The following is a 13,901-nucleotide window of genomic DNA, read 5'->3' as shown; positions in this document are numbered from 1 at the left end:
CCTGATTCGGATTTCACGCTCGTCACATGCTATAATGCCCGGTTATTAGCATCGATCGCACCGGGTTCTCCGACCCCTCCCGCTGATCGTCCATCTTGTCACCGCCCTTTTGCGAATCGCCATGAACCCCGTTATCGCCCTGGTTGGCCGACCCAACGTCGGCAAGTCGACGCTTTTCAACCGCCTGACACGTACGCGCGACGCGCTGGTGGCCGATTACCCCGGCCTGACCCGCGACCGCAAATACGGTAGCGGGCAACTCGGCGACAAGACTTACACCGTGATCGATACCGGCGGCATCAGTGGCGACGAACACGGCATCGACGCGGCGATGGCGGAGCAATCGCTCACCGCCATCGACGACGCCGATATCGTGCTGTTCATGGTCGACGGGCGTGCCGGCCTGATGCCCGCCGACCAGGCGATCGCCAACCATCTGCGCGTCAACCAGAAGAAGACCTGGCTGGTGGTGAACAAGACCGACGGTCTGGAAGAACACGCCGCGATGGCCGAGTTCTGGGCGCTGGGCCTGGGCGATCCCCACCCGATTGCGGCCTCTCACGGGCGTAACGTCACCACCCTGATCGACGAGGTGCTGGCGCCCTTCCCCGAGCGCGACCCCAACGCGGGCCCGGCCGGCTACCACCCCGGCATCCATATCGGCGTCATCGGCCGGCCCAACGTCGGCAAGTCGACGCTGGTCAACCGCATGCTGGGCGAAGATCGCGTGGTGGTGTTCGACGAAGCGGGGACCACTCGCGACTCGATCGAAATTCCGTTCGAGCGCCGCGGCAAGCCCTACGTGCTGGTGGACACCGCCGGTGTCCGGCGACGCAAGAACGTCAGCCTGATCGCCGAGAAGTTCTCGATCGTCAAGACGCTGGAGGCGATCAAGGAGTGCCACGTCGCGATCATGGTCCTGGACGCGCGCACCGGCCTGGTGGAACAGGACATGCATCTGCTCGACTATGTCCTCAGCAGCGGCCGCGCGCTAGTGCTGGCGGTCAACAAGTGGGATGGCCTGGAGAGCGAGGCGCGGGACAAGATGCGCTCCGATATCAAGCGCCGCCTGGGATTCGCCGACTACGCCGAGCTCCATTTCATCTCGGCGCTGCATGGCACCGGCGTTGGCGATCTCTACAAGTCGGTCGACAAGGCCTTCGACAGCGCCAACAGCCACTGGTCGACCAATCGTCTGACCACCATCCTGCAGGACGCCGTCAGCGAGCATCAGCCACCGATGATCAATGGCCGCCGCATCAAGCTGCGCATGGCGCACCAGGGCGGCAGCAATCCGCCGATCATCGTCGTCCACGGCAACCAGACGTCATCGCTGCAGGAAGCCTACAAGCGCTATCTGACCAACACCTTCCGCAAGGTACTGAAGGTGCGGGGCACGCCGATTCGGTTCGAATTCCGTTCCGGCGACAACCCCTACGATACCGACGCTGGCGCTAGCGACCGTGAGAAGGCCAAGAAACGTGAACTGGGCCGCAGTCGCGAAGCGCGCAAGAACCGGCGCTGAGACGACCCTCGTCGCTCACGTTTCACCTCTCACCGCGGCGGAACGGCGATCCGGGTCTGATCGCGTCCGCCCTGCTTGGCCTCGTACATCGCCCTGTCGGCCGCCTCCAGCAGCGTTTCGGCATCCGACCATTCATGGGTGCTCGCCACCCCGGCGCTGAACGTGGCATGGAAGGTCTCCGTCGCGGCCACGCATTCCAATTGCGAAAAGCTGACGCGAATGCGCTCGATGGCCTCACGGGCGTTTTCCAGCGAGCACGACGGTAGCACCGCGACGAACTCCTCCCCGCCATAACGCCCGACGTGATCGACGCGCCGCAGACGCTGGCGTAGCAGATTGGCCAGCAGCCGAATGACGTAGTCACCGGTGCCATGACCGTAGGTATCGTTGATCGACTTGAAACGATCGATATCGATCATCACCACGCACGCCGCGGTATCGGTACGCTGGCCGCGGGCCATCTCGAGCTCGATCAGCTCCTTGATCGCCGGGTGCTTGATCAGGCCGGTGAGGCCGTCGCGAGCCAGCGCCAGGCTCAGTTGCCGGGAACGCTGCGCCCGCGCGGTCACCGCGGCGACCAGCGCCACGTCGGCAATCGGCTTGACCAGGAAGTCATCCCCCGCCAGGGCGAGCGCCTGGGCCTGACGATGGGCATCCGACTCCGCCGACAGGTAGACCAGCGGAATCTTCAGCCAGTCGTCGTCGAAACGAATGATCCGCGCCAGCTCCGGGCCGGAGCAACCCGGCATGTTGATATCGATCAGCACCAGATCGGGCACGAAATCGCGCAGACCCCGCAGCACGTCCTGGGGGTCGCTGATCACTCGCGATTCGATGCCGGCCATCTTCAGCGTCAGCCGAAAATGCTCGGCCAGTTCGATATCGTCGTCGACGATCAATACCCGGTAGGGATCCTGCTGCGGCAGGTTGACCAGATGGCGCAGGCGATGCTCCAGCGAAGGTACATCCACCGGATGGGTGAAGAATCCCTGGGCACCGTGACGGACGGCATTCAGCCGCGCTTCGAAGCCGCTCTCGGCGCTCAGCATTATCAATGCCGCCTCAGGCACGGCCTCCATGGCGGGCTTCCAGATCTCCTCCGCCACCTTGGCGGTATCGACGATGGCGATATCCGGATGCCACGAGGACCAGGTTCGATGAGGATCGAGAGCCCCCGACAGCTGCCGACATTCATAGCCGAAACCGCTCAACGACTGGATGAGAGTCTCGGTATCGCCGTCCGCCAGCACCGCCACGCGTATCGCCCGGTCGCCGCTGGCTAGATAATAGCTACCCTGTGGCTCGTCGACTTCCGAAAGCGGCGGGCTTTCCAGCGCGCGATAGCAATCCTGCAGCCGGTCATGCAGCGCCGTCAGCATCGGTGGCGTTGGCGGATTGGTGTTCTCGAGAGCCGTCTGCAGCCAGATTTCCATCTCGCGCGCATCGCGACTCAACGCCGTATAGCCGAAACTGCCCGCCGAACCGGCGATGCGATGCAGCCCCTGGCGCAGCACGTCGAGCGCGGCGAAATCGACGCCGCTTTGCCGCGCACTCATCTCCCGCGACTGCGCCATCAACGTCTGCAAGTCATCGATCAAACGCCGGCTGTACTGCTCGCGCAGCGCGGCCAGACGCGCCTGAACATCGATATCAGACATGATGCTGCTCCCAGATGCGACGCAGCTGTTCGGCCAGCGTCATGGGATCGAAGGGTTTGATCACCACGTCCAGGGCACCGATGGCACGATAGTGCTCGATCTCGCTGGGCTGGACCTTGGCCGTCATGAACACCACCGGAATCGCCTGCGTCGAGGGCTGTTCACGGAGTTTGCCCAGCGTCGTGGGACCGTCGATGCCTGGCATCATCACGTCCAGCAGAATCAGATCCGGCTGCCAGGCGTCGGCTCGCGATAGCGCTGACTGTCCGTCGTCGCAACTGGTGACCTCGAAGCCGCCCACGATTTCGAGTGCCACCTTGGCCACTTCCTGAATCGAGATATCGTCCTCGACGTGCAAAATACGTTGAAGGGGTTTCATATCAACCTCATTCCTTCTGGTCTTCCTCTTTATCGTTCTGGGAATCGCTCTGGGAAACGCCCTCGGGATCGTCATTCGAAAGCGTCCTGGTGGCATTGAGCTGACGGTCGAAGGCGTCCATCAATGCCTCTGCGGAGAGCCCCGGTCTGGCAATCGCCGTTTTGACGCGGCCTAGCAGCGTCGGCGCCAGGGCCTCCTCCGACAGGATGATGACGGCCGGCTGTCTGGCGAGCTGGCTCAGTATCGGAATGATCTCCCAGCCGGGCCCCTGGGGCGCGGTCAGATCCAGCGAGATCAAGCCATAGTCGTGACTGTCGAGCAGGTAGCGAGCCTCCTGCAGTGAACGCGCCACATCTAGCGTCATGCTGGGGGCGATCTGTCCGGCAACGCGCTGGGAGAGTCCGGCATCGCTTTCGACATGGAGAATCCGCTCGTGTTGCGGACGCAGACTCAATGAGCTGTGCAGCGCGCCGGCGAGGCGCTTCTCGTTGAAGGGCTTGGCCAGCCAGTCTACGGCAGCCATCCGACCGCCGATCTCGAGCTGGCCCTCTTCCGCCTTCGCCGATACCACCAGCACGGGTAGATCGCGCGTCTGCGGCTGTTCCCGCAGCTGGCGCAGCAGGGTCAGGCCGTTGCCGTCGGGCAGCATCAGATCGAGTGTGAGAGCGTCGAAACTGCGCCGTTCCAGCCATTTCAACGCCTCGCTCATGGTGTGGGCGATTTCGGCCTGATAGCCCCAATGCCTTACCAGCGTTGCCAACAGCATTGCCGTATCGTGGTCGTCTTCGACGATCAGCAGTCGAGAACCGGCGGCGACCGTCTCGTCCGTGCTTGCCAGCGCCTTCTCATCGGGATGCCGTCGCGATCCGTCGACGCCTTCCCCGACGCCCTCCAGGACACCTACTGGGGTCGAGGCCGGCTCCACGCATGGCAGCTCGAAGAAGAAGCAGGCGCCATGGCCCTCTTCCGAGAAGAAGTTGATCGACCCGCGCATGCGCTCGACGAGCTCGCGAGTGATGGCAAGCCCCAGCCCGGTGCCGCCCTGCTTGCGGGTGGTGGAGGCGTCGGCCTGGGAGAATTTCTGAAAGATACGCTCGTGGAATTCGACCGGAATCCCCGGCCCGTGATCGATGACACTGACGCGCACCCGATCGGCGATCGGCTCGACCAGAATGTCGACCTGCGTCTCCGGCGGCGAAAATTTGGCGGCGTTGGAGAGCAGGTTGCTCAAGACCTGCTGAAGGCGCATCGCATCGACGTTGACCATCGCTCGATCGAGGCGCCTGGTAATCACGTAGTGGGTATGAAACTGATCCGCATAGCCCTGGTTGGCCTCGACTGCCTGATCGATCAGGGGCATCAGCGCCTGGTCCTGCATCTGGAACGACATCTTGCCCGCCACCAGCTTTTCCATGTCGAGAAGGTCGTTGATCAACAGGATCAGACGCTGGGAGTTATTATGCGCGGTCGTCAGCATGCTCCGCATAGCATCCGGCGGCGTGCCCAAGACACCGCCTTGAATTAACCCCAGCGCACCGGAGATCGAGGTCAACGGCGTGCGCAGCTCATGACTGACCGTCGAAATGAACTCTCCTTTCAAGCGCTCGTCGCGTTTGCGTGCAGTCACGTCATGCAAAAAACCATGCCATATCGTTCCGCCATCGTCCTCACGCTCGGGAATCGACTGTCCGGCGAGCCAGATAAATTCTCCATTGTCCTGTCTCACCCGGTACTCGCAATTCCAGGGAGTCAAATTACGCTCGGACTCGCTGACGGAAATCGCCAGACGCTCTGCATCATCTTCATGTACTCGCTCGAAGACATGAGAAGCATCCTCGGCGGCCTCCTCGGGCGTGATCCCATAGAACGTCTTGATCGCTTCACTGGCATAGGGGAACGACGACCGCCCTGCCGAATCTTGACGGTATTGGTAAATCAAACCTGGCGTCTGTGAGGCAATCTTGCGCAACCGCTTGCTCAATTCTTCTCGCGCCTCGACATCCTTCCAGCGCATTAGTGTGGCGCCAATCCAGCGTGCCAGTAGGCGCACGAACTCCTCGTCAACCTCATTGAATTGTCGCGGATACACTTGGTCACTACTAAACGCCAGCGCGCCATAGCGCTTGCCATGCACCCAGATGGGCGCACCAATGTAGCTCTTGAGCTCATAGCGCAACCGACACCGATGCTCCGAGAAACCATCGGCATCGGCGTCGGAAAAAGCGACGACATCGGCGCTGGCCATGGTCAGCTCGCAGAATGTATCACTGGTTTTCAGATGCTGCCCCGGCTCGAATCGCTGATCGATGGAGTAGGCAGCTTGAATCAGATAATCCTCGCCTTCGATGCGATTGGCGACGGCGAACGGCATACCCAAGTGTTCAGCGCCCTCCTGCAGCGCCTTTTCCACCAGACGCTGAAAAGAAGTCTCTTGAAAGGCAGCGATGTCGTTGAGCGTCTGCAACGTATCTTTCTGCGCCTCGAGACGCTGATTGAGAGACTCGAGCGTCGACTTCTGCCCCTCGAGTCGCTTTTGATGACGAAGCATGGTGTCCCGGGTCACACGACGCGTGCCCCATAGCAACAACAGCAGGCAGGCTTCGGCAATAAGCCAGGCCACTCCCCAACGCAGCCAAGTGTTGACGATCAGCGCATCGCGATGCTCAAGTTGAGTCGTAATGTCTTTCCAGACCGCGACCGCCGCAACCGCTCGCGAGCTTTCGTCGCCGGATTGACTCAACGGGACCAGCGTCAATAGATAGCCGTGTCCACCCTCCCCCTCGACCACGGTCCAATTCGCCTGGTCGTGAACGACCGGAAGCTGATGTCGCGACACCCAGCCATCGATTAATTCGTCCGATCGGTTGGCGACTTGCCACCCGGGCGAGGTGCCATCGCCTTGAGGAGCAAGAATCGCGACACCACTTTCCAACTGCGCGGAAAGCTTATCGACGTTGGGCACGACGGCGAATTCCACCTCCAGCAGTCCGACGAGCACATCGTTTTTCTCATCCTCGGGGGCGAAGATGGGGGCAACGCCAGCCGTGGTGGCGCGCGAGCCGTCGAACTCGATGCCGTAAACCGCCTCCCGTGTTTCCAGGCTCTGTCGCAGCAGGTAGTCACTGCCCCCGGATGCTTGGGACGCGCCATTCGACTGCAGGCTCAAGAAGGGATCCGCGTCGGTGTCACCGGGCAGGAAGAGATTAAGCTCCAGAGCGTTGCCCGCCTCCAGCGCCTCCCAATAGGGGACGAGGTTCTCGCGCAGCCGGGCTCGGATCGCTCGAAGTCGACCCGGTGGGAGCGGCGTCACAGCCTGCGCCATGATCCCTCTGACCACCGGATTGGCGACAAGAGTGGTGGCCAGCACCTGAACGCGACGTTCGAGTCCCGCTCGAGAGGCATTGATGGTGATCCCCTGCTCCTGAGACTGAAAATCAAGGTCTCGGGAAAAAGCTTCGCGGTCGTTGTACAACGCCTGCAGTAGCATCCAGCCGAAAAAAAGCGTCAGCAAGGCACTGCCCAGCAGAATCAGCCATATCGGTAAGCGAGAGACTTTCACCCGTTTTTCCCCTCATGAAGCCTTGATGAGCTGAGCTTGGCTCATGCTTTTTCATGAGAGTACCGTAATCTTTTATTCCGTGGCGCGTCGAATAGACTGCGATCCGACCCACTGACAGGCAAATTGCCAGGCGGCGCGGCCACTGCGCACGCCCCGCAGGGTGGCGTAGCGCACGGCTTCGGCGCGAGCCGCCTCGTTCCAGGCAGACTCCCCGCCCAGGTGCGCGACCCAGTGTTCACAGGTCTCGAGATAGGCCTGTTGGCCGAACGGGTGAAAGGCGAGCCACAGGCCAAACCGGTCCGACAGCGAAATTTTCTCTTCCACCGCGTCGCCGTGATGCAGCTCGCCCTCGACCAGATGCGTCTGCTGATTGTCGGCCATGGATTCCGGCAACAGATGGCGTCGGTTCGATGTCGCGTAGAGCAGCACGTTGTCCGGCGGGCCGGTGAGGGTGCCATCGAGCACGCTTTTCAATGCCTTGTAGGCATCGTCGCTGCCCTCGAACGAGAGGTCGTCGCAATAGACGACGAAACGCTCCGAGCGATCGCGTAACCGCTGGACCAGGATCGGCAATGCCACCAGATCGTGGCGGTCGACCTGAATCAGGCGCAACCCTTCCCCCGCCAGGGTATTGAGCAAGGCGCGGACCATCGACGACTTGCCGCTGCCTCGAGCGCCCCAGAGCAAGGCATGGTTGGCAGGGTAACCCTGGAGAAAGGCACGGGTATTCTCCAGCAGGGCGTGCTTCTGCCGTTCGACGCCGATCAGATCATCCAGCGTCACGCCGTCGCGTGGCGATACGGCGACCAGCTGCCCGCCGAGAGGGTGAGATTGCCACAGCGCCGCGATATCACGGCTCCAGTCCACGGCTGCCGGCTGCTCCGGCAGCCAGCTTTCGACACGATCCAGCAGGCGGCTCACCCGTAGCGCAAGATCCCCATACATCTTCGATTCTCCCTACCATTTGAAAATTGGAACGTCTCGGCTGAAGATGGAAACGTCCCGGATAACAACGCAAAAATGCGCCAAACAGAGCAGACTGGCAGCGCCACGCTACCGACGAGATACCGACGATGACGATCGACGTGACAGACGATTGCAGAATGCCGGAAACAGCGTATCTTGTGCCGGTTGATTCCACGGGTCCAGTCATGGGCGGTGACGGCCAACCTTGTCTGCCCGGCCCCGAGGCGAGCCCTGCTTGATGGAATCGCCGTTTTCACCGCATTTTCCAACCACTCCCCCACCTGATTACTGCCTGGAAAAACGATGCTCTCTCGTTGCCGTCCGTTTTTGGCTCTGACGCTGGTGGCTTTGCTCGGCGGCTGCCTGGCACTGCCTCAGGTCGGCTTGATGCTGGGCCGAATCGCGCTGTCGTCGATGGGCGTGGAAAACGTGCGGATCGGTAACTATCACTTTTCCCCCGGGCTGGAAGATATCGACGAGCTCTCGCTGCTGAGTTCCGGGCTGGCGCTGGCCGGGCTACCGGTGAATATCGACCTGCCGCTGGCGATGATGCTGCCGGCAAGCGCGCCCTCGATCGCACTTCAGGGCTTCGATTGGCAGCTGCAGGTGCCCGGCGCAGAGCCTGTCACCGGCGAGGTCGACGAGCCCGTTCAACTGCAAGGCGGTGAGCCAACCACCGTGATGCTGCCGGTTGCGCTCGAACCGACCGGGCTCGACGAGATGAGTTCGAAAGCCGAACGCGTCTCGTCGCTGCTGGCGCTGGCGCGTCGACTCAGCGCTACGGGGGAACTGCCGCCGGGCAGCCGGCTGTCGTTGACGCCGACGCTGCCGGCCGCCCTCGGTGGCATCGTCACCGCCCCGACATTGACGCTGGATGTCGGCGAGCCGCCAACGATATCGCCAGGTGACCCGCCGGAGAGCGCACCCGGAAACGCAAGCGAGGACGCGAGAGAGAACGCGCCGGGTTGACCACCCCGCCAGGCCGGGTATCTTGAGCGGATCGATAATCCGTCCCGACAAACCGTCATGACGACAGAGCTTCAGGCAGCTCCGGAGATACTCATGGAAGATTCGAAGACTTTCGCATCGCGCCTCACATCGCCCCTAGCATCGACCCTCGCATCGAAAAGACCGTCCTCGCGGCTGATCGGCGCGCTCGGCGTCGCCGCACTGCTGAGTGCGTGCAGCACCTCGCCGATGGGCCGCAACCAGCTGGCGTTCTACTCCGATGACGAGCTTTCCCAGATGGGCAAGCAGAGCTTTTCCCAGTACGAACAGGAACTGCCCACGGTCGGCGGCGCGCAGGCGACCTACGTCCAGTGCGTGGCCAAGGCGATCACTGCGGCCGTCCCCGACAGCGCCGGAATTTCCAATTGGGAAGTCAAGGTGTTCAAGGACGATACCGCCAACGCCTTCGCCTTGCCGGGAGGTTATATCGGCGTCAACACCGGGCTGCTCGACGTCGCCACCAATCAGGATCAGCTGGCTGCGGTCATCGGCCACGAAGTCGGGCACGTGCTGGCGCACCACGCCAATGAGCGCGTCTCCACTCAGGCCGCGACACAGAGCGGGTTGTCGGTACTGCAGTCGGTGGCCGGCCTCCAGGGCGCCGGCGGCGAGCAGGTCATGGGGCTGTTGGGCGCGGGCGCCCAGTACGGCGTGATCCTGCCGTTCTCGCGCAAACAGGAGTCGGAGGCCGATCTGGTCGGTCTCGACCTGATGGCCGACGCCGGCTTCGACCCCAGCTCGAGTATTCAGCTATGGCAGAACATGTCGGCCGAAAGCCAGGGCGAACAGCCTGCCTGGATGTCGACCCACCCCAGCAACGCCCAGCGCATGGAAGCCCTGCATGACCGGCTCAGCGAAGCCGAACCGCGCTATGAGCAAGCAAAGGCCGATGGCAAGCGGCCCAACTGCAAGGCTTGATTGGGATCAGGGCAACATATTCGAAGGTGTTCGAGTTACCACTGACGTGGCGTCAACCGCCCTGTTGCTCGTGAATGCGAGGGGGATCCCCTCGCGCTCCCCTTTCTTGACGTCGCATGACGGCGAAACCCTGACCGCTGGAGCGCTGCTCCCGGGTCGGCGCGTAAGCACATCCCTGTGCCGACGCGCCTCTGGCGACATCCCTGTCGCCAGACCCGTCTCAGCGCTCCAACTGTCAGCACCGTCATGAAGACGTCAGGGGATGGCAAGTTCGACTTACAGGCTTTGCCGGCCTCTCCGCCTACGAGCGCTTACAGCTCCCGCCTCAGCAGCTCCCGCAGCGGTGCGGTATCCGGACGCACCTGACGCCACAGCCAGAACGACTCCGCCGCCTGCTCGATCAGCATGCCGAGCCCGTCGACGGTGCGCGCGCCGTGCTCGGCCGCCCAACGTAGAAATACCGTCGGCTCGGCGGCATACATCATGTCGTAAGCCAGGCCTTCCGCGGCGAACGTCTCGTCGGGTAACGGCGGCAGATCGCCGGCCAGACTGGCACTGGTCGCGTTGATGACCAGATCGAACGGCCCCTCGACGACATCGAATCCGCAGCCGGCCACCTCACCCTTGGCGGCGAACAGCAGCGCCAGTTCCTCCGCCTTGGCCACCGTACGGTTGGCGATAGTCAGCGAAGCGATACCGGCCTCCAGCAGCGGTTCGATCACCCCACGGGAGGCGCCACCGGCGCCGAGCAACAGCACACGCGCCCCCTCGAGCGGAGCGGCGTGGGCCTGCAGGTCGCGGACCAGCCCGACACCGTCGGTGGTATCGCCGTAGATCTGGCCATCGCGCCCCACCATCAGCGTATTCACGGCACCGGCCAACTGCGCTCGCGGTGACAGCACCTGCGCCAGTGCATAAGCGTCCTGCTTAAACGGCACCGTGACATTGGCGCCGCGGCCGCCGGCATCGACGAACGCCTGCCAGGCCCCCGCGAAGTCGATCTCAGGCGCTTCGATGGCGTCGTAGCGCAGCGATTGCGCGGTCTGCTCGGCGAACGCCCGGTGGATACGCGGTGATTTCGAATGGCCAATGGGGTTGCCGAAAACGGCGTAACGGTCGGTCATGACGGTTGGGGTTCCTCGGTTGCGGATAGCCAGTCGCGGGGTTCGAGGAACGCCTGCAGACGCGCCTCCTCGGTGCCGGCCTGCGGGGTCCACTGATACTTCCAGCGCGCCAGCGGTGGCATCGACATCAGAATCGATTCGGTACGTCCGCCACTCTGCAGGCCGAACAAAGTGCCGCGGTCCCACACCAGATTGAATTCGACGTAACGCCCGCGGCGGTAGGACTGGAATTCCCGCTCGTGCTCGCCGAAAGGCACCTCGCGACGACGCCGGGCGATCGGCTCGAACGCCTCGAGAAAGCTCTCGCCGACCGAGCGCTGGAAAGCAAAGCACTCCTCGAACGGCCATTCGTTGAGATCGTCGAAGAACAGCCCGCCGATGCCGCGCGTCTCGTTGCGATGCTTGAGAAAGAAGTACTCGTCGCACCAGGCCTTGAAGCGCGGATAGACGTCATCGCCGAAGGGATCGCAGGCCGCCTTGGCGACACGATGCCAATGCTGAACGTCTTCGAGATAAGGGTAGTAAGGCGTCAGGTCGTAGCCCCCGCCGAACCACCACACGGGTTCCTCTCCGGCCTTGTCGGCGATGAAGAAACGGATGTTGCCGTGAACGGTGGGCACGTGCGGATTACGCGGATGCAGTACCCAGGAGACGCCGACGGCATGGAAACTGCGCCCCGCCAGCTCGGGGCGTGCCGCACTTGCCGAGGGCGGCAGTTTCTCGCCGTAGACATGCGAGAAATTGACCCCGCCTTTCTCGAACAGCGCGCCCTCTTCGATCACCCGCGAACGACCGCCGCCGCCCTCGGGGCGATCCCAGGTTTCCTCGTGAAAGCGCCCGCCGCCGTCGAGGGCAGTCAGCGCGTCGCTGAGCCGGTCCTGGAACGTGAGCAGGTATTCCTTGACGCGTTCGAGATGAGGATGTGCCACGGTCGTCGTTCCTTCGGGTCCGGAAAATATGAGTTCAGAGTGTAAATCGGGCAGTCTCGCTGCCAGCCGCTCGGGCCCTCAGGCGCGCAGGGTACGGTTGCTCATCAGATCGCGAATGGTACTCGGCCGATCGCGTCCGCCCAACGGTCCGTCGACGATGCCGTCCAGCGCCGTGCCGAACGTCTCGCGCACCTGCTCGGCGCTCATCGCCGCCGGCTCACCGGCACGATTGGCGGACGTCGACACCAGCGGTCCGCCCCAGGCGGCACACAGCGTCTGCACCAGCGGGTGATCGCTGACGCGTACCGCCAGGGTGGAATGCTTGCCACGGAGCAGCGGCGAGGCACGGCCGTTATCGGGCACCAACCAGGTGTTGGGGCCGGGCCAGGTCGCGATCAGCCGGGCCATCGCCGCGTCGTCGATGCCCTCGAGCCAGGTCGAGAGCTGGCGGATGTCACCGGCGATCAGGATCAGTCCTTTTTCACTGGCGCGACCCTTGAGCGCGATCAACGCGGCCAATGCCCGCTCGTTGTCCGGATCGCAGCCAAGCCCCCAGACGCCTTCGGTGGGATAGGCGATGATCCCGCCGCGCTGGAGCGCCGCGACCGCTGCCGCATACTCTTGCCTCATCCTTCCCTCGTTTTGATCTCTATTCACGAAAAGCTATGCGTCACGAAAAGCTGCGCGTTACGAGCATCTGCACGACATGAATATCTGCGCGACAGCCGGTACCGGAACCTGAAGTGAAACAAGGGCACCGAGCGTGGCGCAAATTCTAGCATGTCGGCATGGGCTCGGGCCGCACCTCGACGTCGCACCCGCCCTCACCCGCCTGCCGATCCACAGCTGGCGAATGCTCGGATCGCCAGCCATATTGACTCGTCGTAGGCTCATCGCCAGACAACGACCGACCCTCGCAGACACTCACCGACTTCGACAGACAGTGACCGGCCCTCGACAGACAACCGACAAGGAAACCGACGATGCCCCGATCTTCACTCTCTCTATCCCTGGTCTCGCTGGCGCTGGCCGGCGGGCTGACCGCCTGCGCCCAGCAACCCGCACAACCGCCGAGCCAGTCGACGTCGCTTTCCGACGAACTGGTGATGGCGACGGTGTGGATGCAGTCTTCGGGAGAGTACGCCGCACTCAGCCATCAGGCCTTCAATCTCGCCCGGATGAACCTGGATCGCGCGCTCTCCGCCCCGGGTAACGATCAGCAGCGTCCACCGGCGATCATCGTTGACGTCGACGAGACCGTTCTCGACAACGCGGCCTACGAGGCGTGGTTGATTGCCAACGACGAGAACTACGCCAGCGACAGCTGGCATCAGTGGGTGGAGAAGGCCAGCGCGGTGCCGATGCCCGGTGCCAAGGCATTTCTGGACTACGCCGCCTCCCGCGGGGTCGAGGTCTTCTACGTCACCAACCGCCGCGAGAACGAGTCCGACGCGACGCTTCGCAACCTGCGTCAGGTCGGCTTCCCCGATGCCGACAGCGAGCATTTCCTGCCGCGCACCGATGCCAGCGACAAGACGCCACGCCGCCAACGGGTGGCACAGTCGCACTGGGTCGTGCTGCTGATGGGGGACAACCTGGGAGACTTTTCCGCCGGCTTCGATCGCGAGACCGCCGCAGCGCGACGAGCTGCCGTCAATGCGCAGGCCGACGCCTTCGGCAGCCGCTACATCGTGCTGCCCAACCCGGCCTATGGCGCCTGGGAAGAAGCGATCTATGGCGGCGACTGGAGCCTGAGCGACGAGGAGAAGTCGCGCGCGCGGCGCAACCATCTGGAAGTGTGGGGCGGGCCAGCGACCCAATAGCCCAGGAACCTG

11 protein-coding genes are annotated in these 13,901 nt (G+C 63.1%); 4 read left to right on the top strand and 7 right to left on the bottom strand.

Annotated elements, in window-relative coordinates; translation table 11 throughout:
• The first annotated feature begins 121 nt into the window (after positions 1 to 121).
• Positions 122 to 1,525, top strand: coding sequence for a ribosome biogenesis GTPase Der (gene der / locus DOM58_RS10670; RefSeq protein ID WP_075562642.1), 1,404 nt, complete (start codon positions 122 to 124; stop codon positions 1,523 to 1,525).
• Between the two features lie 29 nt (positions 1,526 to 1,554).
• Here the strand turns inward: der and DOM58_RS10665 are convergent, their stop codons facing one another.
• From DOM58_RS10665 to DOM58_RS10650, 4 genes are all read right to left on the bottom strand, one after another.
• Positions 1,555 to 3,183 (bottom strand): diguanylate cyclase, encoded by a 1,629-nt coding sequence (locus tag DOM58_RS10665; RefSeq protein WP_110692807.1) that lies wholly within the window; start codon positions 3,181 to 3,183, stop codon positions 1,555 to 1,557.
• Positions 3,176 to 3,562, bottom strand: a complete 387-nt coding sequence (locus DOM58_RS10660; RefSeq protein WP_110692806.1) for a response regulator — start codon at positions 3,560 to 3,562, stop codon at positions 3,176 to 3,178. Before DOM58_RS10660 ends, DOM58_RS10665 begins: the two co-directional genes overlap by 8 nt.
• 7 nt (positions 3,563 to 3,569) lie before the next feature.
• Complete coding sequence (locus DOM58_RS10655) at positions 3,570 to 7,121, bottom strand: ATP-binding protein (protein ID WP_110692805.1); 3,552 nt, start codon at positions 7,119 to 7,121, stop codon at positions 3,570 to 3,572.
• A gap of 72 nt (positions 7,122 to 7,193) precedes the next feature.
• Positions 7,194 to 8,066, bottom strand: coding sequence for an ATP-binding protein (locus DOM58_RS10650; RefSeq protein WP_075562646.1), 873 nt, complete (start codon positions 8,064 to 8,066; stop codon positions 7,194 to 7,196).
• Between the two features lie 324 nt (positions 8,067 to 8,390).
• On the opposite strand from DOM58_RS10650, the gene DOM58_RS10645 reads away from it, so the two are divergent.
• Complete coding sequence (locus tag DOM58_RS10645) at positions 8,391 to 9,056, top strand: hypothetical protein (protein ID WP_110692804.1); 666 nt, start codon at positions 8,391 to 8,393, stop codon at positions 9,054 to 9,056.
• Positions 9,057 to 9,149: 93 nt separating this feature from the next.
• Positions 9,150 to 10,013, top strand: coding sequence for a M48 family metallopeptidase (locus tag DOM58_RS10640; RefSeq protein WP_110692803.1), 864 nt, complete (start codon positions 9,150 to 9,152; stop codon positions 10,011 to 10,013).
• A 311-nt stretch (positions 10,014 to 10,324) separates the two neighbouring features.
• Here DOM58_RS10640 and aroE read toward each other — a convergent pair whose 3' ends face one another.
• The 3 genes from aroE to tsaC all read right to left on the bottom strand — a co-directional run bounded on the left by aroE (position 10,325) and on the right by tsaC (position 12,696).
• Positions 10,325 to 11,137 carry a shikimate dehydrogenase gene (gene aroE, locus DOM58_RS10635; RefSeq protein WP_110692802.1) on the bottom strand — a complete coding sequence of 271 codons (813 nt, stop codon included), beginning with the start codon at positions 11,135 to 11,137 and terminating at the stop codon, positions 10,325 to 10,327.
• The gene (gene hemF / locus DOM58_RS10630; RefSeq protein WP_110692801.1) at positions 11,134 to 12,066 is read right to left on the bottom strand and encodes an oxygen-dependent coproporphyrinogen oxidase; all 933 of its coding nucleotides are present in this window, start codon (positions 12,064 to 12,066) and stop codon (positions 11,134 to 11,136) included. Before hemF ends, aroE begins: the two co-directional genes overlap by 4 nt.
• A gap of 78 nt (positions 12,067 to 12,144) precedes the next feature.
• Complete coding sequence (gene tsaC, locus DOM58_RS10625; protein WP_110692800.1) at positions 12,145 to 12,696, bottom strand: L-threonylcarbamoyladenylate synthase type 1 TsaC; 552 nt, start codon at positions 12,694 to 12,696, stop codon at positions 12,145 to 12,147.
• Positions 12,697 to 13,049: 353 nt separating this feature from the next.
• On the opposite strand from tsaC, the gene DOM58_RS10620 reads away from it, so the two are divergent.
• On the top strand, positions 13,050 to 13,889 hold the full coding sequence (locus tag DOM58_RS10620) for a 5'-nucleotidase, lipoprotein e(P4) family (protein WP_110692799.1): 840 nt from the start codon (positions 13,050 to 13,052) through the stop codon (positions 13,887 to 13,889).
• Positions 13,890 to 13,901 lie beyond the last annotated feature (12 nt).

The organism is Salinicola halophyticus (assembly GCF_003206695.1).
Classification (GTDB): Bacteria; Pseudomonadota; Gammaproteobacteria; order Pseudomonadales; family Halomonadaceae; genus Salinicola; species Salinicola halophyticus.
The sequence above is the reverse complement of the archived record's forward strand: the minus strand, read 5'-3'. Positions and strand labels throughout refer to the sequence as shown.

Excerpts from the sequence above, each read along its gene's own strand:
- der (WP_075562642.1), top strand. The coding sequence starts at position 122 with ATGAACCCCGTTATCGCCCTGGTTGGCCGACCCAACGTCGGCAAGTCG.
- DOM58_RS10665 (WP_110692807.1), bottom strand. The coding sequence starts at position 3,183 with ATGTCTGATATCGATGTTCAGGCGCGTCTGGCCGCGCTGCGCGAGCAG.
- DOM58_RS10660 (WP_110692806.1), bottom strand. The coding sequence starts at position 3,562 with ATGAAACCCCTTCAACGTATTTTGCACGTCGAGGACGATATCTCGATT.
- DOM58_RS10650 (WP_075562646.1), bottom strand. The coding sequence starts at position 8,066 with ATGTATGGGGATCTTGCGCTACGGGTGAGCCGCCTGCTGGATCGTGTC.
- DOM58_RS10645 (WP_110692804.1), top strand. The coding sequence starts at position 8,391 with ATGCTCTCTCGTTGCCGTCCGTTTTTGGCTCTGACGCTGGTGGCTTTG.
- DOM58_RS10640 (WP_110692803.1), top strand. The coding sequence starts at position 9,150 with ATGGAAGATTCGAAGACTTTCGCATCGCGCCTCACATCGCCCCTAGCA.
- aroE (WP_110692802.1), bottom strand. The coding sequence starts at position 11,137 with ATGACCGACCGTTACGCCGTTTTCGGCAACCCCATTGGCCATTCGAAA.
- tsaC (WP_110692800.1), bottom strand. The coding sequence starts at position 12,696 with ATGAGGCAAGAGTATGCGGCAGCGGTCGCGGCGCTCCAGCGCGGCGGG.
- DOM58_RS10620 (WP_110692799.1), top strand. The coding sequence starts at position 13,050 with ATGCCCCGATCTTCACTCTCTCTATCCCTGGTCTCGCTGGCGCTGGCC.